Genomic DNA, 22,119 nt, shown 5'->3' with positions numbered 1-22,119 from the left:
GGCCTCTGCCCACGAACCGGCCGCTCGTTTCATGGGTGCCGGCGCCTGGCGCCGGGGACTTGGCTACGGCCTGCTCGGCCTGCCGCTGGCCTTCGTCGCGCTGCCGCTGTATGTGATCCTGCCCAACCACTACGCCCGCGAGTTCGGGGCACCGCTGGCCCTGCTCGGGCTGGTGCTGCTGGCCGCCAGGCTGGTGGACGCGGTGCTGGACCCCATCATCGGCCGCTGGTGCGACCGCCTGTTCGCGCGCTCGATCGCCGCCGTGCTCGGCGCCTCGGCGGTGGCGGCCGTGGTGCTCGCGCTCGGCCTGTGGGGCCTGCTGTTTCCACCTTCTTCGGTACGCGAGGCCGGCACCCCAGTGCTGCTGTCCTGGGCCGGGCTGTTGATGGCCATCACCTACACCGCCTACAGCGTGGTGGCGGTGGCGCACCAGTCGTGGGGCGCGCGGCTGGGTGGCAACGAGGCGCAGCGCAGTCGCGTGGTCGCGTGGCGCGAAGGCTTGTCGCTGCTGGGCGTGTTGATCGCCGCCGTGCTGCCGGCCACGCTGGGCCTGGGCGCGACCGTGTCCACCTTCGCCGTGCTGCTCACGCTCGGCTGGTGGGCCTGGAGCCGATCGGCCACGCCCATTGCCCTCAAGACCGCAGGGCCGTGCCAGCACCAGGGCGCTTCGCCCCTGCGCCAGCCCGCCTTCCTGCGCCTGCTCGCGGTGTTCGTGATCAACGGCACCGCCAGCGCCGTGCCCGCCACGCTGGTGCTGTTCTTCGTGCAGGACCGACTGCAGGCCTCCCCCTCGGTGGAGCCCGCGTTCCTGGCCACCTACTTTCTGTGCGCGGCATTGTCCATCCCGCTGTGGGTGCGGCTGGTGAGCCGCCTCGGGCTGGCGCGCACCTGGCTGGTGGGCATGGCGCTGGCCGTGGTGGTGTTCATCTGGGCCGCCACCCTGGGCGCGGGCGACGTTGTGCCCTTCCTCGTCGTCTGCGCGCTCTCGGGCATCGCCCTGGGCACCGACCTCACCCTGCCCAGCGCCATGCTCGCGGGCCTCATCGGCCAGTTGGGCGAACGCGGCCAGCGCGAGGGTGCCTACTTCGGCTGGTGGAGCTTCGCCACCAAGCTCAACCTGGCCCTGGCCGCCGGCCTGGCCTTGCCGCTGCTCGCGCTGTTCGGCTATGCGCCTGGCGCGCGCGACCCCGCTGCGCTGCAGACGCTCACCATCGCCTACTGCCTGCTGCCCTGCGCGCTCAAGCTGCTGGCCGGCGGCGCGCTCTACGCGCTCGTGATCCGGCCCGCACGCGCCGGCCTCGTCCCGCAAACCTCCATGCCTTCCTGAGACCACCCCATGCAAAGACGACTGTTGCTTGCCGCCGGCATCACCTCTGCGGCCGCCCTCGCGGGCTGCGCCGGCCCGCAGATCGGCCAATACGCCGGCGAAAAACCCGTGCTCGATCTGCGCAGCTATTTCAACGGCACGCTGGATGCCTATGGTGTCTTCACCGACCGCTCGGGCGCGGTGGTCAAACGCTTCACCGTGGTGATGGTCTGCAGCTGGAACGGCGACGACGGCGTGCTGGACGAGACCTTCAACTACAGCGACGGCAGCACCGGCAAACGCATCTGGCGCATGAAGCACCTGGGTGACGGCCGCTTCAGCGGCACGGCCGACGACGTGGTGGGCGTGGCACGCGGCGAACAGCGGGGCAATGCCTTCCGCTGGGGCTACACGCTGTTGTTGCCGGTGGGCGGCAAGCCGAGCGACGCCGGGCCGCCCCAAGGCGCGAGCGCCCCCTCGGGGGGCAGCGAAGTGCGCGCAGCGCCAAGCGTGGGGGCCTCCATCATTGAAGTGCAGTTCGACGACTGGATGTACCTGGTGGACCAGCGCGTGATGCTCAACAAGGCCGCCATGAGCAAGTTCGGCGTGCGCCTGGGCGAGGTCACGCTGTCGTTCGTGAAACGCGCGCCATGAGCGCAGCGCCGGGCCGCCCCAAGCCAGCTCGCACCGCAGTGCGCAGCACGAAGGTTGACCAATGAGCACGCCGTGCGGCTTCTCGCTCTTCCAGCCCATGAACCCACCCATCACCGACTGGCGCGGCCTGCGCGTGTGGCTGGTGGGCGCCTCCAGCGGCATCGGTGAAGCCACCGCCTCGGCCCTGCATGCACGTGGCGCGCAGGTGCTGGTGTCGGGGCGCAGACAGGAGGCTCTGGACCGCTTCGTGCTCAACCACCCCGCCCAGCACGGCGTGACGGCGCAAGCCTGGCCGCTGGACGTGACCGATGCCGCGGCGGTGACGACCACAGCCCATGCGATCCTGGCACAGGGGCCACTCGATCTGGTGGTGTACTGCGCCGGCCACTACCGCGAGATGCGCGTCACCGAGATGGACATGGCCGACCTCAAGCGGCACATGGACATCAACTACCTGGGCGCGCTGCACGTGCTCGACGCCATCGTGCCGGCCATGAGCGCGCGTGGCCAGGGTCACATCAGCCTCATCAGCAGCGTGGCGGGATTCCGCGGCCTGCCCAAGAGCCTGGCCTATGGACCGACCAAGGCCGCGCTGACCAACCTCGCCGAAAACCTCTATCTGGATCTGGAGCCCTTGGGCGTGGGCGTGAGCGTGGTGCACCCGGGCTTCGTGCAGACGCCACTGACCGCGCAGAACGACTTCACCATGCCCGCGCTGATCACGCCGGCACAAGCCGCGCAGGCCATGATCAATGACTGGGGTCGTGGTGTGTTTGAAGTGCACTACCCCAAACGCTTCACACGCTGGATGAAGCTCCTGCGCCTGCTGCCCTACCGCGCCTATTTCCCCGCGGTGCGCCGGGCCACCGGCCTGTGAACACCGACGCTGCGCTCAGTTTGGCTTCGTTTCGACAAAACTCGGGCGTTGATTCAGCTTCTCGGCCAGACGCGCCAGGTTGGGGTACGGCGTGCGCCAGTCGATCACCGGGAAGCGGAAGTCCAGGTAGCCCAGCGCGCATCCCACGGCCACATCGGACAGGCTCAAGTGGATGCCCGAGCAGAACGGCTTCTCGCCCAGGCCCTGGCTCATGCTTTTCAGGCTCGCCTCGATCTTGACCATCTGGCGGTCGATCCAGGCGCTGCAGCGCTCCTGGTCGGCGCGCCCGGGCCAGTTGGATTCGAGGCGGGCGAGGATGGCGGCGTCGAGCACACCGTCGGCCAGCGCTTCCCAGGTTTTCACTTCGGCGCGTTCGCGGCCTTGGGTCGGGATGAGCTTGCCCACCGGCGAAAGCGTGTCGAGGTACTCGACGATCACGCGCGAGTCGAACACCGCCTCGCCGCCTTCCATGACCAGACAGGGCACCTTGCCCAGCGGGTTGGAGGTGCCGATCTGCGTGTCGGCCGACCACACGTCTTCCTGGACGAAGTTGTAGTCCAGCTTTTTCTCGGCCATGACGACGCGCACTTTGCGCACGTAAGGGCTGGTGATGGCGCCGATGAGTTTCATGGAGGACTGATGGGTGAAGACGGTTGCCCGTGGGAACGCGATTTTAGCCAGCCCGGCCCCCGCTCCACCTGACAGGGTCCATCGAAAGTCCCCGCCTCCTACAATCGCCGGATGCGCCCGACCACTTCCTCTCCCTCCGCCGCCACCGCCTCGGCTGCCGCCGCCTCTGCGGCCCTGTCGCCCATTTCCGCCCTGTCCCCGCTGGACGGAAGGTATGCCGGCCGCCTGGGCCAGTTGCGCCCGTTCATGAGCGAACTGGGCTACATGCACCGCCGCGTCCAGGTGGAAATTGCCTGGTTCATTGCGCTGTCCGACGCCGGCCTGGCCGAATTCAAGCCGCTGTCGCCCGGCGCGCGCACCTACCTCATGGGTCTGGCGAAGAACTTCAGCGAGGCCGACGGCCAGGCCATCAAGGACATCGAGAAGGTCACCAACCACGACGTGAAGGCGGTGGAGTACTGGATCAAGTCCAAGTTCGAGGCGCGGCCCGAGCTGGAGAAGGCCGCCGAATTCGTGCATTTCGCCTGCACCAGCGAAGACATCAACAACACCAGCCACGCGCTGCAGCTCAAGGGCGGACGCGACGCCGTGCTGTTGCCCGCACTGGACGCCGTGATCACCAAGCTGCGCGAGATGGCCCACGCCTTCGCCGCCGTGCCCATGCTCAGCCGCACCCACGGCCAGACCGCCAGCCCCACCACGGTGGGCAAGGAAATCGCCAACGTCGTGGTGCGTCTGGCCGCCGCGCGCGACAAGATCGTCGGCGTGAAACTGCTGGGCAAGATGAACGGCGCGGTAGGCAACTACAACGCGCACCTGAGCGCCTGGCCCAACTTCGACTGGGAAGCCTTCAGCCGCAACGTGATCGAGCAGCCGGAGCCGCTCGGCCTGGGCCTGACCTTCCAGCCCTACAGCATCCAGATCGAGCCACACGACTACATGGCCGAGCTGTTCGATGCCATCGCGCGCACCAACACCATCCTGATCGACCTCTCGCGCGACATCTGGGGCTATGTGAGCCTGGGCTATTTCAAGCAGCGTTTGAAGGCGGGCGAGATCGGCTCGTCGACCATGCCGCACAAGGTCAACCCGATCGACTTCGAAAACGCCGAAGGCAACCTGGGCCTGTCCAACGCGCTGCTGCGCCACCTCAGCGAGAAGCTGCCCATCAGCCGCTGGCAGCGCGACCTGACCGACTCCACCGTGCTGCGCAACATGGGCGTGGCGCTGGGCTACGCGGTGCTGGCCTACCACTCGATGGGCGTGGGCCTAGGCAAGCTGGAACTCAACGAAGAAGCGCTGGCCGACGACCTGGACCAGGCGTGGGAAGTGCTGGCCGAGCCGATCCAGACCGTCATGCGCCGCTACGGCGTGTCGGGCGCCTACGAAAAGCTCAAGGAAGTCACGCGCGGCAAGACCGTGACCGCCGAGGCCCTGCACGATTTGATTCGCAGCCTGGAGATTCCCGAGTCGGAAAAGGAGCGCTTGCTGGCCATGACCCCCGGTAGCTACACCGGCAAGGCGGTGGAACTCGCTCGCCGCGTCTGACGCCGCAGACGCCCCGCACCAAGGCTTGACCTGCCTCAAACGGTCGGCAACACCACGCCCTTAGAGTCCTGCGAGCGCAAATCCCGCGCGACTCTGGAGCTGCTGGCCATGGCCATCGAACTGTTCAACGAAGATGGCCACGTCTGCCTGATGTTCACCCACCTCGCCGACGAGGGCGGCGAAGCGGTGCAGGCCAACCAGTTTCTGGTGATCCACGGCGACACCGGTGCGGTCATCGACCCCGGGGGCAACATGGCCTACAACGAGTTGCTGCTGACCATCGGGCGTTACTTCCCGCCGAACAAGCTGTCCGCAATTCTGGCCTCGCACGCCGACCCGGACATCATCGCGTCACTGGACCGCTGGATGACGAGCACCCAGGCCACGCTCCACATCTCACGCCTGTGGGAGCGCTTCGCACCGCACTTCTGCAAGCCCGGCAAGACGCAGGGTCGCATCGTCGGCATCCCCGACCCTGGCATGCGGATTGCGCTGGGCAGCAGCGCCCTGGTGGCCGTGCCAGCGCACTTCATGCACTCCGAAGGCAACTTCCAGTTCTGGGATCCGGTGAGCCGCATCCTGTTTTCCGGCGATCTGGGCGTGTCCATGGGCTCGTCGGCCGATGCCGCCTGCACGGTCACTTCGCTGGCGGGGCACATCCCGAAGATGGAAAGTTTTCACCGACGCTACATGGTGTCGGGCAAGGTGTTGCGCTTGTGGGCTCACATGGCGCGCACGCTGCCGATCCGCATGATCGTGCCGCAGCACGGCGCCCCGCTGGCCGGCGCGGCCGTGGGTGAGTTCATCGACTGGGTGAGCGACTTCAGCTGTGGCGTGGACCACCTGACCCAGGCCCACTACACCGTGCCGGCGTGAGCCGCCACGCCGAGGCTATCGGGCGCGCTCAGCGTAGCGGTTGAACCGCCAGGCATCGTCCTCGATCGTGATGCGCCGCCAGCTGGCGCGCTTCTCGCCAGGCGTCATCTCCGTCCAGCGCTGCACTTCGTCGAAGGTGCGGCCGCAGCCCTTGCACACCTCGTCGCCCTGGCTGGTGGAGCAGATGGCGATGCAGGGGGTGTCGGGCGTGGTGTCGTACCACGCCAGCCACGCCTCGCGTGCGGCGGCCGGCAAGGTCGCCTCGTCGGCCTCGGTCTCGTGGAAAAACACCATCAAGGCATACACCTCGGCCAGGGCGCGCGTGGGCTTGGCCAGCGAGATGCCGTCAGGCGAGGGTGAGCGCTCACGCCAGTGATTGATCGCGGCTTCGATGTCGGTGATGTGGATGCCGGCCATGGGTGGGTCTCTTGAGGGAGGCCGATCATAGCCAGATTGGCTGGGCCCGGAGCGTTGCGCGGGCGATCACGCACCGGGCGCTGTGGGAAGTGCGTATCGCGGCCCAGTGGCGCAGCCCGGTACAATCGCGGGCTTCGAAGGGGAGTAGCTCTCCGTTCCAGCGCAACATGGCCTCGTGCCTCGACCGCTGAACATTCGGTTTGTCGTCAATACGAAGCTTCCGGCTTCCGGCAACCCGGGCCTGGTGACCCTGTCACCCGGTCGAGCAAGACCTTTGATGGACTCTCTCCGGGTCGATCAAGGCACTGTCCTCCCCCTTCGCAAGCGCAGCAGCGCCCGCAGGCAAGAAAGACAGGCGCCAGTCGACCACGAGATGTCTCACGCCTTGCTCTTTTGAACATACGACAACGAGGAATTTATGGATTTCCTGACATCGCCTGCGTTCTGGATCGCCCTCGGGCAGATCATCATGATCGACATCCTGCTGGGCGGCGACAACGCGGTCGTGATCGCGCTCGCCTGCCGCAAGCTGCCTCCTGCACAACGCACCAAAGGCATCATCTGGGGCACCGCCGGCGCCATCGTCCTGCGCGTCATCCTCATCTTCTTCGCGATGACGCTGCTGGCCCTGCCGTGGCTCAAGTTCGTCGGCGCGCTGCTGCTCGTGTGGATCGGTATCAAGCTGATCGCCCCGGACGAGGACGGTCATGGCGATGTGGCCACCAGCGACAAACTGCTGGCCGCCATCAAGACCATCATCGTGGCCGACCTGGTGATGAGCGTGGACAACGTCATCGCCATTGCCGGCGCCGCCCAGAACGCCGGCGAACACTCGCTGTTGCTGGTGGTCCTGGGTCTGCTGATCTCCATCCCGATCATCGTCTGGGGCAGCCAGCTGGTCATCAAGCTCATGGCGCGCTTCCCGATCATCATCACGGCCGGCGGCATGCTGCTGGGCTGGATCGCCGGCGGCATGCTGGTGTCCGACCCAGTCCTGGCCAATCCGGACAGGTGGCAGTGGATGCTCAAGCTCCCGCAGAACGACATGGTGAAGTACGGCGCCTCGGTCGCTGGTGCCTTGTTGGTGCTGGCCATCGGCAAGATGGTGGCGGCGCGCCAGGCCAAGACGGCAGAGGTTCACTGAAAGCTCCCACCGCTGCGCCATGCCCTGCGGCGCTGCTATGCTGACTCCATGAAACTCATCGTCAAATGGCTGTTGGCAGCCTGCGCCCTGCTGCTGGTGGCCTACCTCTACCCGGGTGTGCAGATCCAGAGCTTCACCGCCGCGCTCATTGCCGCGGCGGTGATCGGTTTGTTCAACGTGGTGCTGCGCCCGGTGCTCGTGATCCTCACGCTGCCGGTGACCGTGATCACCTTGGGCCTGTTCCTGTTCGTGATCAACGCCCTGTTGTTCTGGGCTGCGGCCAGCCTCATGAACGGTTTTGGCGTCAACGGCTTCTGGGCCGCGATGCTGGGCTCGCTGATCTATTCCGCGTTCATGCTGGTGGTCGACGCGGCGGTCAAATCGATTTTTTGAAAGCCCCCGCGCTCTGCCCCAAGGCGGGTCCGGCGCGGCCTCGCCGCCCTCAGCGCTTGCTGTCTTCCTCTTCGCGCACGGTCTCGCGCAGCAGCGCTTCCACCTCGCGTCGGCGGCTGTCCACGATCGCCAGTTCCATTGAATCGGCGTTGCGCTGGGCCGCCGGCAAGGATTGCGCCGCCCGGAAGCGGTCCACCGCACCCGCGTAATCCAGATGCGCGGCGCGCGCCTCGGCCTCGGCTCGCACCGCACGCAACGACTGCCCCTGGGCCTGATAAGCCCGGGCCAGCGTCTGCCAGGCCAGCGCGTCGCGCGGCTGCAGCACCACCCAGCTTTGCAAACGGCCCACCGCCCGCTGCGGTTCCCCCGATGCAATCGCGGCCTGCGCGCCGAGCATCACGCCGGCGCGCGAACCGCTGCCCAGGGATCGGTCCCGCAACTCGGCCAACAAAGCGGTCTGGGCCGGCGTCACAGGCGTTGTGGCCGGCGACAGCAGCAGCTCCAGCATCAAGGCATCGGCCACATACCGGGCGTCGGGTGTCACCGCATCGCGCAGCTTCTGCGCCAGCTCCAGAGCGCGGTCTCGCTGACCCAAGCGCAAGGCCGAGAGGGCGGCCGCGTACCGTTCGCCCGGCGTCGCATGGGGCCCCTGCCCGATCTGCAACCAGCCGCGCATGCGGTCGGGTCCGTTTTCGGCCAGCACCCGGGCGCGAGACGACATGAGCGCGTGCACCGCCACGCTCGGGCCAGGCCGCCCGGCCACCGCAGGCAGGCTGGTGCCACCCGGGCCGAAGCCGGGCAGATCCAGCTTGAGGCCCGCCCCGCCAGCAGGCGCAGCAGGGCTGGATGCGGTCGCGGGATTGGTCGCCGGCGCAGTCGCAACAGGCCCTTGCGGCAGTCGCGCCCGCATGTCGGCGATGCGCTCACCACTCAGCGGGTGGCTGCGCAGATAAGGAAATGAACCGTCGTCGTTCAGCCGCGCAGCCTGCTGCAGCTTGTCGAACATCGTCACAAAGCCCTGGCCGTCGAAGCCGGCACCCGAGAGCACCCCGAAGCCCACACGGTCGGCCTCACGCTCCATGTCGCGCGAGAAGTTCAGCTGCGACTGCGCCGCCACCGCGGTGCTGCCCGCGATCGCCGCGCTCGCCACCTGCGTGTTCGACCCCGCCGCCAAGGCGCCCAGGATCATCGCGCCCATCATCCAGGGCGCCATGCGCTCCTCGCGCGTCATCAGGCGTGCGATGTGCCGCTGCGACACGTGGCTGAGCTCGTGCGCCAGCACCGAGGCCACCTCTTCCGGCCGATCTGTAACTGCCAACAAACCCAGGTTCACACCCAGATAACCACCCGGCAAGGCAAACGCATTGACCGTGCGCTCGCGCGAAATCATCAGCTCCCAGGCCATGCGCTCGGCCAGCTCCGGCGGCACGTCACCCCGCGCACGCGCCGAGCCCAGCAGTGGCTGCCACAGCGCCTGCAGGTAGTCCACCAGCAAGGGGTCGTCCAGGTAGTCCGGATCCTGGTAGATCGACCGCGCAATCCGGTCACCCAGCCGGCGCTCCGCCGAAATCGACATGCCCTCGGCGCCCCCCAGGCCGGGCAAGGCCGAGGCATTGGTCGAGTCGGGAATTCCCTGTGCGCTGGACAAGGCGGTCGGCAACAGCGTCGCCGAAGCCAGCATGAGCGCGGCCACGGACCATGGCCGAAGTCGACGCGGGGGCGTCAGGGTTGCCTGCCGTGCGGCAGAGGGAATGAAACGCATCGCCGTATGATGCCGCCAAGCCGCTCCGGTTCAGTCAAGCACGTGCAAAACACACCCATGTCCGTTACAAATCAGCCCCCGTCCGGCACGCTCACTCACTTTGATGCGCAGGGTCAGGCCCACATGGTCGACGTGGGCGACAAGGCCAACACCCGCCGCGTGGCCGTGACCGAAGGCCGCATCACCATGCTGCCCGAAACCCTGGCGCTGATCCAGGCCGGCAACGCCAAAAAAGGCGATGTGCTCGGCATTGCTCGCATCGCGGGCATCCAGGCGGCCAAGAAGACCAGCGACCTCATCCCCCTGTGCCACCCGATCGCCCTGACCCGCGTGGCTGTGGAGTTCGAGATCGAGCCCGCCACCCACAGCGTGCTGTGCCGCGCCACCGCCGAATGCACGGGACAGACCGGCGTGGAAATGGAAGCCCTGTCTGCTGTGTCGGTGGCCCTGCTCACCATCTACGACATGTGCAAGGCGGTGGATCGGGGGATGGTGATTGGGGGGGTGCGGTTGATGGAGAAGATGGGGGGGAAGAGTGGCGTCTTCACCGTTAGCTGAATTCCGCTCAAAACCGCTTACTTGTTCGTCTTAGTTGGGTGGACAGCTCCTTGAGCCGCTTCCCATTCCGCATAGTCTTTGGGCCAAGCAGCTTGAAAGCGCTCGGAGTGAAGTACCACTAGGTCGTAACGGGCGGCCATTGATGCTGCAGTGATCACCTGCTTGATGACACGCGGATCAGGGGCTGTCCGCAACGACTCCAGTGCTCCGGCAAGCAGTCGCTCTGCGTTCTCTGAAGTGGCCGGTGTCGTAACCACCTGAGCAATCAACACATGCGATTTGAAGAGAACGGTGTCCCGGGTGCGGTTGAGCGTGTCTTCCTTGTAGTAAGCCAACCGCCATTGCAAGGGCAAATAAAGTTGGCTGACTTTCAAGTAGTCCCAAGACACAAATGCCAACAGGGAAAGGAACGCAAAGGAGGCAGCTACCCAAGCCATTGGTTTGGAGCCCATCACGACACCAACCCGAGTGTCCGGTCCTGGTAGTGGCTGCTTTTCGTCGATCACCAAGAGCAATATGGCCTGAATAATCAGCATTTGAAACACGCCAAACCAAACTGGATACTCAACCATGCTGTGGAAAGCGATGGCCATCAATATCCCCCATCCAAGCTGTTTACGGGGCTCAATGGCCTTCCACGGTTTGATCTTGAAGAATGCAACTGTGGCAAGCCCCGAGCCGGTGATTGCGAAAGGCAGCCCCATCGTGACTGCCATTTGAAGAAAAATATTGTGCGCATTAGACATCTTTTCGCAGTAGCGAACGCCATCAAAGAGCGTGATGTACTGCGCGTACATCAGCTCACCCGCACCCCAACCCAGCCAAGGCTTCAAGCTGATCAAATGAAGCACATTCGCCCACACCACCTTTCGGCTGGAGCACCCGACGTCACCGCTGAAGCGCCCCAAGAGGTTTCGATCAATCGTGATGCCGCGCAATACTTCCAGCAACCAAGGCAAGAGCTGTGCAATCGCAAGGTAGAACGCGCTTAATGCCAAGGCGAGCATTACATGCGCTCTTCGTTGTGAAGGGCTCCAATAGATGACAACACAACAAAACAGAATCAGTTGAATCATGCCTGTTCTAGATGCTGTGGCGGCCATGGCGGTTAAAACGAATGCTCCCAAGGCGGTGGCAAGCACCGGCATCAGTTGGCGGGTTTTCGTCAGGTACCACAGCGCCCATACACCTGAAGCCAGCAAGGTAGCGAGCATGTTGGTCTGGTGCACATTGGCCGTCACATATCCAGGCGGCGTGAGCGCAATCCAGATACCGAAAAGTTCGTCGTAGTCAAAGTATTGGATCAAGGCCAGCAATGAACTCCCGACCGCAGCGACGACAAGACCCCAGGCGACGATCCAGCCGATCCAACCACGGATCCAGGGGAAGAGTCCGACAAGTAGCGCACCACAAGTCCAAGCAAAAATGTCCGGCAACATTGCAGGCAAGGGACCCGCCAGGATGGGCCAAAACCAGGGCGCTGCGACCAGCAGCGCCGCGAATAGCATCAGCAGACGTCGTGGGAGAGATCTGTCTGTGCTTACTTGGGCAGAGAAGGTTTCTGTGGCGTTCATGGATGCCCAGTAGTTGTTGGCGACTTGCGATCACCAACCATCGATAGGAAGCCAACCGACAGGTTGGGCAGTTTGCAGATCCAACAGAACGATCCAGTCGGTGTTGAGGTCTCCAACCAAGGGAAGATAGCCCAACCGATCTTCGGACAAACCGGTTGCCCGAACACCTCTGAGTAGCACATCCTTCGGGGTTGAGGCCTTCTTTTGGAGCTCGGAAAGCGGCTTGCTGGTCGAACGAAGTCGAATGGTCTGCATCTCATACTCAACCCATCGCGAAGGGCGAAAGGCGGGATGAAAACCTCGGATCGATTCCTGAACGCTGCTCAAATAGTCAGGGTCCGTGGGCGCAGAGAGGCGCACGCCCACAAAATGCGGCCCGGTCCACGAGAGCGTCTGTAGTGGAATGGGTGCCTCGGCAATTCGCGCAATGTCGACGTCCATAGCCTGTACAACACGAAATCGGTCGCCTTCAAACGCCAGATACACTGGACGCGTCTTTGCAATTTGAACCACCCCGTAACCGAGCGCTGTGAGTTGCACCGTAACGATCAGCGCAATATCGATGCGCCATTTGAGGTTGGACTTTTTAGTATCGAAAAGAACGAGGGTGAGCCCAGGCCCACAGACCAAATCGACCAACATCAGGACCACGAAGAGTCCGATTCCTCCAGTCAATCGATACAGCTCACCGGGAAACCACACCAGGAACACATAGGTTGCAACGCCCAGAACCCCCAAGAGGCTGATGCAGAAATGCACAAAGGCAACTCGGCTGGCTGCTTGTAGTCGTGCGGAGAGTGACATGGCTGTTTCAGGCAAAAAAAAGGAGCGCCGCAGCGCTCCTTGATTATCAAGCAAGGGTTACTTGCATTCGGCGGGTGCAAAACGGGCAGCCAGAGTACCTGCAGCCGCACCAGTGAAGCTGCCAGCATCAGCGCCCGCTACCATGCAGCGCCAAGCCACCGACTGGGCTGGTGGGACGAAAGCGGCCGTTGCGTCAGGCAGCGGCGTGCCGGCTGGTGCGTGAGGCGTGAGAATCACGGTGCCGCCACCTGCGGCGGGCGTGGTGGTGACGGTAATCACACCAGTTGCTGGAGTAATCGCAATACTGGCCACGTTACGTGTTGCAGAGGGGGGGGTGTAGCCATTGGAATAGCCGTTCGATGCCGAAGGAATGCCGGAAGCCAACACATCCTGAATATTTACCTTGGCAGCAGAGGCGCCCACCAAGCCTTCCGACACGCGAGCACGGACCGTGTAGTCCTGATAAGCCGGCAGAGCCACAGCAGCCAGAATACCGATGATGGCCACCACGATCATCAGTTCGATCAGGGTGAAACCTTTTTGCATGGAACGCTTCATTGAGAAAACTCCTTGGGGGTTTGGGTTGGGAACGCATGTCTATGAGCAGACGGCGTGCCAACCTGAACTGGAGTGTTTTTCGCGTCCTTTTTCACGCTTTACCGCCCCTCAGTGACGGTTTGTGACATCTGGTCGGTTGCTGACCGACATTTTTTGTCACCCTCGTCGACAAGAACCGTTTTTGTCACCTCGTCAGAGGTCGAACGTCTGCCCCGCGCTGAGCCAACGGATGTCGTGGTGCATGCTGTCTGCGCTCTGCGGCGCATCGTCGAAACGGCGGATCTCGTCCATGATCAGCCCGGTTTCGGCGGGCTTGGTGTGGGTGATGTAGATGGGGTAGTGCTGGCTGCGGTCGATCTGCGCCAGCTCTTCGGCCAACAGGCCAGGCGCCAGGTGCAGGCTGCGCCGGGCGAGCGCCTCTTCGCGGTCGCTGAAGGCCGTCTCGATCACCAGCAAAGCCACGGGCAACTGGTTGATGCGCTGCCAGAAGGCGGGGTTGCGTCCGGTGTCGCCGCTGAACACCCAATGACCCGAGGGCGAGGCGGCGGCAAAGCCGACGGCGGGCACGGTGTGCACGGCCGGCAGCACTTCGACCGCCTTGCCACACACCTGCAACACCTCCCCCACGGCAATGGGCACGAAGCGCATGAGCGGACGTTCGGCACTGGGGATGGCAGAGAAGTCGGGCCAGATCAGGTTGTTGAAGATGTGGGCCTTGAGGGCGGCGATAGTGCCGGGCAAGGCGTGCACTTGCAGGGGCTGCGCGCCTGCGGACAGCCGGCGGGCAGCCACGGCGTCCAGCATGAGGGGAAGCGACGCCACATGGTCGAGGTGCGAGTGCGTCAGCAGCACGTGGTCGACTTGCGCCATCTCGTCCAGGGTGAGGTCGCCCACGCCGGTGCCGGCGTCGATCAGAACGTCGTGGTCGAGCAGGAACGAGGTGGTGCGGCAACCGTGGGCAATGGCTCCGGAGCACCCCAGCACGCGTACCCTCATTGGCTGTTTGGCATGGTGTGGCCGGCCGAGCCGGTCCTGGGTTGCGAGGCTTGAATCGATTCGATGGATGTGTCACGCCGTCCCACGCGGGATCCAGCGGCAACTGCCTGCGCGAGGCTACCTTTCCGCGTACACGCGGTAAAGGACTTTTTTGGCATTTTGGTGGCGCGCGAGGTGACAGGGTTCAGCGCTGTGGGCATCCCATCAAGGCGCTGCCTGCCAGCGACAACACAAAGCCCTGAGGGAATGGGGCTCAGAGCGTGCTCAGGCGCCGTGGGCGTTCATGACGAAGGCGAGGCGTGCGGGGAATTACTGCTGCACGAACTGCATCTTGGTGCCGGCCAGTTCCAGCAGGTCACCGTGGCGCAGGTTGACCGCGTCGGTGCCGATGGGGTTGCCGTTGATGGTGGGCTTTTGCACGCCTTCGACCATCGCGACAACAAAGCCGTGCGGGCGGCGGGTGATGGCGGCCACGGCCACACCCGGTTTGCCGATGGTGGTGACGACCTTCACCAGAGGCACCTCGCGACCAGCTGCCGTGCCCGACATGACCTTGATGGCTGCATTGGCCACGACCATGGCCACCGTGGGCTCGGGGGCAACAACGGAGCCGGCGTTGATCACCATCGTCTTTTCGTGGCTCTCGCTGGCACCTTCGTGCACGAACTTGATCTTGTACTTGCCGATCTCGACCGTGTCACCGCTTTGCAGCTGCTGCTTCTTGATCGCCTTGCCGTTGACGTAGGTGCCGTTGGTGCTGTTGAGGTCTTCGAGGAAAACGTCCATGCCGGACATCTGCATGACGGCATGCTCACCACTGACGGCCAGGTTGTCGATCACGATGTCGTTGTAGGGACGGCGGCCCAGCGTGGTGCGGTCTTTGGTGAGTTGCACTTCCTTGATGACGACACCGTCGATGGAAACGATCATTTTCGGCATGGCCGACTCCTCTGGAACCTGTAGATTTGTTGGTCGAAGGCTGAATTACTTGCCCAGCATGCGCGAGAGTATTCCCTTGCGCACCGGCCTGGAACGAGCATACGCCAGTATCACCGATATGTTGTCCCGGCCCCCGCAGTCGTTGGCGGCGTCGACCAGGGCTTGGGCTTTTTCTTCCAGCGTGCCGGCGGTTACGAGTATGGCGGCGATGCGCTCGTCGCTCATCATGTCGCTGAGTCCGTCCGAACAAAAAAGGTAGAGATCTTCATCCTCTACCCGGTATTCGTTGACTTCGAGCAACACCGTGTCTTCCACGCCCAAGGCGCGCGTCACCAGGTTCTTGTGGGTCGCGTATTGGGCCTGCTCCAGTGAGATCAGGCCGGCATCGATCTGCTCTTGCAGCAGGGAATGGTCGCGCGTGATCTGCGTGAAGCTGCCTTCGCGAAGGCGGTAGCAACGCGAGTCACCCACGTGGCCGATCATGGCGCGTGTGCCCAGAAACACGCCCATGACCAGTGTGGTCCCCATGCCGGCGTACTGCGGATTGGAGTTGGCGGCGTTGAAGATGGAGCGGTTGGCGTTGTCGATGCAGATTTCCATGGCGCGGCGCAACTCGCGCACGCTGGCATCAACGCCGCCCTCGGCCATCCAGCGTCCCAACTCGGTCTTGATGAACGTGGTGGCCATGGCGCTGGCGACTTCGCCCGCGTTGTAGCCACCCATGCCGTCGGCCAACACCGCAATCTGGTTCTCGATATCGAGCGACACCGAATCTTCGTTGTTGTCACGAACCAGACCCGGATCGGTCAGACAAAAATACTCAAAATTCATAGAGGTCAAGTTATACCCGCAGAACGATGTTGTCTTTTCAGGAACCACGTGCCGAGTCGTGCTGCGGCGTGACAAGCGTGGCAGCCAGGGCGCTTTTTGCATCGCGCGGCAGGGCTTGTGTCGTTTCAAACATGTCCTCGCCGGCGTCCGCCGGGCTCGACGGCGGCAAGGCAGCCTCAGTCCCGGGTTGGGCACAACGCCGCAGCTGGGCGGCCAGTTCGGCACCCGTCTGGTAACGATCCCCCGGCGACTTGGCCAGGGTGCGTTCCAGCACGTCGGCCAGGGCCTGGGAGAGTTCTGGCCGCAGGCTGCGCACACTCGGCGCGGGCTGGTTGGCGATCTGGTACATCAGCGCGGCCATGGAGTCGCCCTTCAACGGCAACGCGCCCGTGAGCAGCTGAAACAGCATCACACCCAGTGAATACAGGTCAGAGCGGCCGTCCACGTGCAGGCCGGCGAGCTGTTCGGGCGACATGAAGCTGGGCGTGCCCAGCACCATGCCGGTCTTGGTCTTGCTCGAACCGGTGATGCGCGCGATGCCGAAGTCGGTCACCTTGACCGACCGGGTCGCTGCGTCGTACATGACGTTGGCAGGCTTGATGTCGCGGTGCACCACCTGTTGACGGTGCGCATGGTCCAGCGCGGCGGCCACCTGTTCGCCGATGCCGAGCACGGTGGACACCGGCAGCAGGTTGCCGGTGCGGGTGAACGCCACGAGATCACGGCCGGGCAGGAACTCCATGGCGATGAAAGCCAGGTCGTGCTCTTCACCGGCATCGAAGATGGTGACGATGTTGGGGTGTTGCAGCCGGCCCGCCGTCTCGGCCTCCCGGAAGAAGCGTTCGCGCACATCGACCAGTTCGGCGCCTTCGAATTCGGCACTGAGCGCCAACGTCTTGATCGCCACCGTGCGGCCGATCTTGGGATCTCGGCCCTGGTAGACCACGCCCATGGCGCCCTTGCCCAGCTCCTTCTCAACCTGGTAGCGCCCCAGCATGGGTTTTTCCACGCCGCCGTTGTCCAGCAACATCGTGCCACCCGGGTGCGAAGAGCCGCCCCCGAGCACCACCGTCTCCGACAGGTTCTTCGCTCGCTTCAAACGCCGCTGCACATCGGCATCGTTGCGGTCCAGCCTGGCCATGTGCTCGTACACCGCCTCGGCCTTGTTGAACTGGCGCTTGCGCTCGAAGTCCAGCGCCAGGTGCTTGAGGTTGTCCATCAGTGCGTCGCTGAAAGGCACGCGGCGCATGCGGTCGAAGGCCATGTCCAGCTGCCCCTGCCCCTGCAGCGCCAGGCCCATCATGCGGTTGGTCTCGGCCGACTCCTCGTCGGACTTCGCCTTGCCCGCCTCGGTGACCAGGAAACGGCGCGTGGTCAGCGCCAGATGACCGATGAGCAGGAGCGCCGCCGGAAACACCAGTTGCAGCCAGGTCGCCGCCACCGACAACAAACCAAACTCGATGCCCAGCAGCGCCACAAACAGCACCGCTGTGCAGGCTGCGCCCGCAGCCGCCGACAAGCGTGGCAGGACGCCCACGACGTAGCCGACGACCAGCAACAGCGCGCCGAGCACCGCCAGACCACCCCAGACCGGCTGCACGATGTGGTGACCACTGAGGATGCTGGAGGTGATGTGGGCCAGGATGGCGGCCGGCGACATGGCGGCCGCCACCGGCGTGGTGAACAAGGTGCCCACGCCAGCGGCGGTGGCGCCAATGATCACGATCTTGTCGGTGTACTTGCTGGCCGGGATGCGGCCAGAGAGCACGTCGTAGAACGAGTCCACGGCAAACGCGGGTTTGCCATCGCGATCGGGATAGAACTGCGGCAGCAGGCGGGCGGCGGCGTCGGTCGGGATCAGGTTGCGGCCCAGTTGCACGCCTTCGCCGGGCACCAACAGCATGTCCTTGGCCGTGAGGTTCAGGCTGTTGGCGGCCATGGCGAGGCCCATGGAGGGCACGGCAAAACCGTCGAACTGGACAAGCAAACCATCCTGGCGCACCGAGCCGTCGACATCGGGCAACTGATTGAGATGGCCAACGGCCCGAGCGGCTTCGCCAATGGCCGGCAACGGCTGTTGCGAACGCAGGGCGGGTACGCCAAAGGCAGCACTGTCGGCGATGGCGCTGCGCTGCGCAAACGCAGGCAGGGGTTGATCAACGCGGCCTTGCAACTCACCGAGCTCAAACACCGAGGGCATGATGACGTTGCCAGCGCGCGCCACGCTGGCCACCAGGCGGGCGTCGGAGTCGAGCTGTTGCTCGGCTTGGCCGATGAAGCCCAGCAAGCGTCGCCGCCCGTCCTCGCCGAGGTCGGTCAGTGGCGCGCTGCCTGCGGCCGATCCATCAAGCATTCCGCGCAGCTCGCGCAACTGCACCAGTCCGCGGTCGGTCTGAGGTTCGAAGAAGAAGGCGGTGTGAGCGACGGTCTTGGCCCGGGCGGCACTGAGCTGATCAATCAGCTGGGCGTGCACTTCGCGCGGCCATGGCCAGCGCCCGATGTTGGCGATGCTCTGGTCGTCGATCGCGATGATGGCAATGCGATCGCTGGGTTGCCGGGCCGTCTGGGTGCTGGCCACGTCGAAAAAGCGGCGCTCCAGCCCGCTGAAAAAATCGGTGGCGACGTGCAAGGCAAAGACAGACACGACGACCGACAAGCCCATGGCGGCGTCCGAGCGCCACAGAGGGCGTTTGCGCTTGGGCCGGCTCTGGCGTTGGCTGGTGGACACGGATGGGGAAGACCGGGTTGGTTTCAATGCGGGCTGCGCGACTCGCCATTCAGCGAGTCATCACATGGCTCATCGGGCATCTGCGACTGGCATTGAACCCAAGGTGTTGCATTTTGTTTCAAGGCGCGCGTTCGGAGCAAGCGGATCTGTGTGTTTGATGTCGCACACAAGCCGCGGACGAAAAAAAAGGCAACGCAAGCGTTGCCCTTTTCACGATGCGCGCCTCTGTTTACAGGAGCGCCTTCAGCAGCTTGGCCATTTCGGACGGGTTGCGCGTGATCGTGAAACCGCAGGCTTCCATGATCTCCAGCTTGGCATCGGCCGTGTCGGCGCCACCGGAGATCAGGGCACCGGCATGGCCCATGCGCTTGCCAGCGGGCGCGGTCACGCCGGCGATGAAACCCACGATGGGCTTCTTCATGTTTTCCTTGCACCACAGCGCGGCTTCGGCTTCGTCCGGGCCACCGATCTCACCGATCATGATGACGGCGTCGGTGTCGGGATCGTCGTTGAAGGCCTTCATCACGTCGATGTGCTTCAGGCCGTTGATGGGGTCGCCACCGATGCCCACGGCGCTGGACTGGCCCAGGCCGATTTCGGTCAGCTGTGCCACGGCTTCGTAGGTCAGCGTGCCCGAACGAGAGACCACGCCGATGCGGCCCTTGCGGTGGATGTGGCCGGGCATGATGCCGATCTTGATCTCGTCGGGCGTGATCAGGCCGGGGCAGTTCGGGCCCAGCAGCAAGGTGCGCTTGCCACCGGCGGCTTCCTTGGCCTTCATGCGGTTGCGCACTTCGAGCATGTCCTTGACCGGAATGCCTTCGGTGATGCAGATCGCCAAGTCGAGGTCGGCTTCGACAGCTTCCCAGATGGCCGCGGCAGCGCCTGCGGGCGGCACGTAGATCACGGAGACTGTGGCGCCGGTCGTTGACGCGGCTTCCTTCACGGAGGCGTAGATCGGGATGTTGAAGATCGACTCGCCGGCCTTCTTCGGGTTCACGCCGGCGACGAAGCAGTTCTTGCCGTTGGCGTATTCCTGGCACTTTTCGGTGTGGAACTGACCGGTCTTGCCCGTGATGCCCTGGGTGATGACCTTGGTGTCTTTGTTGATGTAGATCGACATGGTGGATTCCTTTTGGCGCGTGCGGGGTGTTAAGCGGCTTTGACAGCAGCCACCACTTTTTGAGCGGCATCGGCCATGGTGTCGGCGCTGATGATCGGCAGACCGGACTCGGCCAGCATCTTCTTGCCCAGCTCTTCGTTGGTGCCCTTCATGCGCACAACCAGCGGTACGTTGAGGTTGGTCGCCTTGCAGGCGGTGATCACGCCGGTGGCGATGGTGTCGCACTTCATGATGCCGCCGAAGATGTTGACCAGGATCGCCTTGACCTTGTCGTTCTTGAGCATGATCTTGAAGGCTTCCGTGACCTTCTCGGGGGTGGCACCGCCGCCCACGTCCAGGAAGTTGGCCGGCTCGGCGCCGAACAGCTTGATGGTGTCCATGGTGGCCATGGCCAGACCGGCACCGTTGACCAGGCAACCGATGTTGCCGTCCAGGCTGATGTAGGCCAGGTCGAACTTGCTGGCTTCGATCTCGGCCGGATCTTCTTCATCCAGATCGCGGTAGGCCACGATTTCGGGGTGGCGGAACAAGGCGTTGGCGTCGAAGTTGAACTTGGCGTCCAAAGCCAGCAGGTTGCCCTTGGAGTCGCAGTTCAGCGGGTTGATTTCCACCAGGGATGCGTCTGTGTCCATGTAGCACTTGTAGATCTTTGAGAAGATCTCCACCGCCTGGTCGACGGAAGCGCCAGTCAGGCCGATGGCGGCCGCGACCTTGCGGGACTGTGCTTCGGTGATGCCGGTCAGCGGGTCGATCATCTCGGTGATGATCTTCTCGGGCGTGGCGTGTGCCACTTCCTCGATGTCCATGCCGCCTTCGCTCGATGCGATCAGCGCCACCTTCTGGCTCGCGCGGTCGGTGACGAGCGACACATACAGTTCGTTCTTGATGTCGGCGCCGTCTTCAATATAGAGGCGACGCACCTTCTGGCCCTCGGGGCCGGTCTGGTGGGTCTTGAGCTGCATGCCCAGGATTTCGCCTGCAATGCGCTTGACGTCCTCAATGGACTTGGCCACCTTCACGCCACCACCTTTGCCACGGCCACCAGCATGGATCTGGGCCTTGACGACCCACACGGGGCCGCCCAGTTTCTGGGCGGCTTCGACCGCCTCCTGCACCGTGAAAGCCGGAATGCCGCGGGGCACCGGCACACCAAACTGGCGCAAGATTTCCTTGCCTTGGTATTCGTGGATCTTCATGAGGGCTCTCTCAGGAATGGGTAGAGGAATCGTCGACCGACCGCGGCGGGGGGTCGAAAAGCGGGGGCACTGAAAATCAGCAACCGGGAACTGTATCATGGTGCATCGCACCAATATGGCGCCCGACTTCGCGTGTCACGTCGCGGTTGTTGGACGCTCTCCTGAACCTTCACTGACAAGGCACCCCGGCCATGGCCAAGGTATTCATCGACGGCGAGGCCGGCACCACCGGACTTCAGATTCGCGAACGGCTGCAGCGCATGCCCGCCATCGAGGTGGTGAGCATCGCGCCTGATCGTCGCAAGGACCCGGATGCCAAACGCGAGCTCATGGCGCAGGTCGACCTCGTCATTCTGTGCCTGCACGACGATGCGGCGCGTGAGTCGGTGGCCATGATCGATGCGATGGTGGGTCACCAGCCCAAGATCATCGACGCCTCGACCGCGCACCGCACGGCTGCGGGCTGGGTGTTCGGCTTTCCCGAGCTCGCCGCCGACCAGCGCACCGCCGTGATCAGCGCGAACCGTGTGGCCAATCCAGGCTGCTATGCCAGCGGCGCCATCGCCATGCTGCGCCCCTTGATCGACGCCGGCGTGCTGCCGGCCGATCACCCGGTCTGTCTGCCGGCGGTGAGCGGTTACTCGGGTGGCGGGCGCACCATGATCGAGGCCTACGAGAAGGGTGAAGCGCCGGCCTACGAGCTGTACGCGCTGGGCCTGCGGCACAAGCACATCCCGGAAATCATGGCCTACACCGGCCTCACGCGCCGCCCCATCTTCATCCCGGCGGTGGGCAACTTTGCGCAAGGCATGCTGGTGGAGCTGCCGCTGCACCTGGACACTCTCCCCGGCCAACCCTCGCTGGCCGACCTGCACGCGATCTACGCGAAACACTACGCCGGCAGCGAGTGGGTGAGCGCCGAGGCCGCCAACGAGTCCGGCAAGCTCGACGCGCTCGCGCTCAACGACACGAACAAGCTCGAGATCCGCGTCTTTGGCAACGCGCAGGCACACCACGCCGTGGTGGTGGCGCGGCTGGACAACCTGGGCAAAGGTGCCAGCGGCGCCGCGGTGCAAAACCTGAAGCTGATGCTCGGTCTGTAAGGCGTCCGCGCAGCCTGTCGAAAGACCAGGTCTGCGTTCGTCGTGTGGGTGCATGGCCCCGACGTTTCTGGCGGAGCCACGCTCGACGAACGCCGAGGAGAC

The 22,119-nt window shown here is 64.3% G+C and carries 21 protein-coding genes; 9 read left to right on the top strand and 12 right to left on the bottom strand.

The genetic code is table 11. The annotated features are described in order from the left end of the window. Nucleotides 1–31 precede the first annotated feature (31 nt). From V6M63_RS13045 to V6M63_RS13035, 3 genes are all read left to right on the top strand, one after another. Nucleotides 32–1,327, top strand: a complete 1,296-nt coding sequence (locus tag V6M63_RS13045) for an MFS transporter (protein ID WP_332742640.1) — start codon at nucleotides 32–34, stop codon at nucleotides 1,325–1,327. A 9-nt stretch (nucleotides 1,328–1,336) separates the two neighbouring features. Continuing rightward, nucleotides 1,337–1,960, top strand: a complete 624-nt coding sequence (locus tag V6M63_RS13040) for a DUF3833 domain-containing protein (RefSeq protein ID WP_332742418.1) — start codon at nucleotides 1,337–1,339, stop codon at nucleotides 1,958–1,960. Between the two features lie 61 nt (nucleotides 1,961–2,021). Further along, nucleotides 2,022–2,837 (top strand): SDR family NAD(P)-dependent oxidoreductase, encoded by an 816-nt coding sequence (locus V6M63_RS13035; RefSeq protein ID WP_332742416.1) that lies wholly within the window; start codon nucleotides 2,022–2,024, stop codon nucleotides 2,835–2,837. A 15-nt stretch (nucleotides 2,838–2,852) separates the two neighbouring features. Here V6M63_RS13035 and V6M63_RS13030 read toward each other — a convergent pair whose 3' ends face one another. Next, complete coding sequence (locus tag V6M63_RS13030; protein ID WP_332742413.1) at nucleotides 2,853–3,467, bottom strand: glutathione S-transferase N-terminal domain-containing protein; 615 nt, start codon at nucleotides 3,465–3,467, stop codon at nucleotides 2,853–2,855. 111 nt (nucleotides 3,468–3,578) lie between these two features. On the opposite strand from V6M63_RS13030, the gene purB reads away from it, so the two are divergent. Then, nucleotides 3,579–5,015 (top strand): adenylosuccinate lyase, encoded by a 1,437-nt coding sequence (gene purB, locus V6M63_RS13025; protein WP_332742412.1) that lies wholly within the window; start codon nucleotides 3,579–3,581, stop codon nucleotides 5,013–5,015. A gap of 108 nt (nucleotides 5,016–5,123) precedes the next feature. Next, nucleotides 5,124–5,891: an MBL fold metallo-hydrolase gene (locus tag V6M63_RS13020; protein ID WP_332742411.1), complete on the top strand. Its 768-nt coding sequence runs from the start codon at nucleotides 5,124–5,126 to the stop codon at nucleotides 5,889–5,891. A gap of 15 nt (nucleotides 5,892–5,906) precedes the next feature. On the opposite strand, the gene V6M63_RS13015 is transcribed toward V6M63_RS13020, so the two are convergent. Beyond that, entirely contained in the window at nucleotides 5,907–6,308 is a 402-nt protein-coding gene (locus V6M63_RS13015; protein ID WP_332742409.1) for a DUF3717 domain-containing protein, read from the bottom strand. A gap of 418 nt (nucleotides 6,309–6,726) precedes the next feature. Between V6M63_RS13015 and V6M63_RS13010 the strand changes: the two genes are divergently transcribed. Then, entirely contained in the window at nucleotides 6,727–7,452 is a 726-nt protein-coding gene (locus V6M63_RS13010) for a TerC family protein (RefSeq protein ID WP_056267228.1), read from the top strand. Between the two features lie 48 nt (nucleotides 7,453–7,500). Further along, nucleotides 7,501–7,845, top strand: coding sequence for a phage holin family protein (locus V6M63_RS13005; protein ID WP_332742407.1), 345 nt, complete (start codon nucleotides 7,501–7,503; stop codon nucleotides 7,843–7,845). 49 nt (nucleotides 7,846–7,894) lie between these two features. Here V6M63_RS13005 and V6M63_RS13000 read toward each other — a convergent pair whose 3' ends face one another. Next, nucleotides 7,895–9,526 (bottom strand): M48 family metalloprotease, encoded by a 1,632-nt coding sequence (locus V6M63_RS13000; protein WP_332742405.1) that lies wholly within the window; start codon nucleotides 9,524–9,526, stop codon nucleotides 7,895–7,897. Nucleotides 9,527–9,664: 138 nt separating this feature from the next. Here V6M63_RS13000 and moaC point away from each other — a divergent pair, with 138 nt between their 5' ends. Continuing rightward, nucleotides 9,665–10,165 carry a cyclic pyranopterin monophosphate synthase MoaC gene (moaC, locus tag V6M63_RS12995; RefSeq protein ID WP_332742403.1) on the top strand — a complete coding sequence of 167 codons (501 nt, stop codon included), beginning with the start codon at nucleotides 9,665–9,667 and terminating at the stop codon, nucleotides 10,163–10,165. A gap of 17 nt (nucleotides 10,166–10,182) precedes the next feature. On the opposite strand, the gene V6M63_RS12990 is transcribed toward moaC, so the two are convergent. The 9 genes from V6M63_RS12990 to sucC all read right to left on the bottom strand — a co-directional run bounded on the left by V6M63_RS12990 (nucleotide 10,183) and on the right by sucC (nucleotide 20,914). Then, nucleotides 10,183–11,739 carry a PglL family O-oligosaccharyltransferase gene (locus V6M63_RS12990; RefSeq protein WP_332742402.1) on the bottom strand — a complete coding sequence of 519 codons (1,557 nt, stop codon included), beginning with the start codon at nucleotides 11,737–11,739 and terminating at the stop codon, nucleotides 10,183–10,185. 30 nt (nucleotides 11,740–11,769) lie between these two features. Beyond that, on the bottom strand, nucleotides 11,770–12,597 hold the full coding sequence (locus V6M63_RS12985) for a hypothetical protein (protein WP_332742400.1): 828 nt from the start codon (nucleotides 12,595–12,597) through the stop codon (nucleotides 11,770–11,772). A gap of 3 nt (nucleotides 12,598–12,600) precedes the next feature. After that, nucleotides 12,601–13,101, bottom strand: coding sequence for a pilin (locus tag V6M63_RS12980; protein WP_332742398.1), 501 nt, complete (start codon nucleotides 13,099–13,101; stop codon nucleotides 12,601–12,603). Nucleotides 13,102–13,293: 192 nt separating this feature from the next. After that, the gene (locus tag V6M63_RS12975; RefSeq protein WP_332742396.1) at nucleotides 13,294–14,097 is read right to left on the bottom strand and encodes a 3',5'-cyclic-nucleotide phosphodiesterase; all 804 of its coding nucleotides are present in this window, start codon (nucleotides 14,095–14,097) and stop codon (nucleotides 13,294–13,296) included. A 309-nt stretch (nucleotides 14,098–14,406) separates the two neighbouring features. Beyond that, the gene (locus V6M63_RS12970; protein ID WP_056267247.1) at nucleotides 14,407–15,036 is read right to left on the bottom strand and encodes an FHA domain-containing protein; all 630 of its coding nucleotides are present in this window, start codon (nucleotides 15,034–15,036) and stop codon (nucleotides 14,407–14,409) included. Nucleotides 15,037–15,081: 45 nt separating this feature from the next. Beyond that, a complete protein-coding gene (locus tag V6M63_RS12965; protein ID WP_332742394.1) occupies nucleotides 15,082–15,867 on the bottom strand; it encodes a Stp1/IreP family PP2C-type Ser/Thr phosphatase in 786 nt (261 codons plus the stop codon). A gap of 37 nt (nucleotides 15,868–15,904) precedes the next feature. Then, entirely contained in the window at nucleotides 15,905–18,595 is a 2,691-nt protein-coding gene (locus V6M63_RS12960; RefSeq protein WP_332742392.1) for a CHASE2 domain-containing serine/threonine-protein kinase, read from the bottom strand. Nucleotides 18,596–18,824: 229 nt separating this feature from the next. Further along, on the bottom strand, nucleotides 18,825–19,718 hold the full coding sequence (gene sucD, locus V6M63_RS12955; RefSeq protein ID WP_305340449.1) for a succinate--CoA ligase subunit alpha: 894 nt from the start codon (nucleotides 19,716–19,718) through the stop codon (nucleotides 18,825–18,827). Nucleotides 19,719–19,747: 29 nt separating this feature from the next. Continuing rightward, nucleotides 19,748–20,914, bottom strand: coding sequence for an ADP-forming succinate--CoA ligase subunit beta (sucC, locus tag V6M63_RS12950; RefSeq protein ID WP_332742388.1), 1,167 nt, complete (start codon nucleotides 20,912–20,914; stop codon nucleotides 19,748–19,750). Between the two features lie 191 nt (nucleotides 20,915–21,105). Between sucC and argC the strand changes: the two genes are divergently transcribed. Further along, the gene (argC, locus tag V6M63_RS12945) at nucleotides 21,106–22,017 is read left to right on the top strand and encodes an N-acetyl-gamma-glutamyl-phosphate reductase (RefSeq protein ID WP_332742386.1); all 912 of its coding nucleotides are present in this window, start codon (nucleotides 21,106–21,108) and stop codon (nucleotides 22,015–22,017) included. Nucleotides 22,018–22,119: the final 102 nt, after the last annotated feature.

The sequence above is a fragment of the Hydrogenophaga sp. genome (genome assembly GCF_036675665.1).
Taxonomy (GTDB): Bacteria; Pseudomonadota; Gammaproteobacteria; order Burkholderiales; family Burkholderiaceae_C; genus Hydrogenophaga.
The sequence above is the reverse complement of the archived record's forward strand: the minus strand, read 5'-3'. Positions and strand labels throughout refer to the sequence as shown.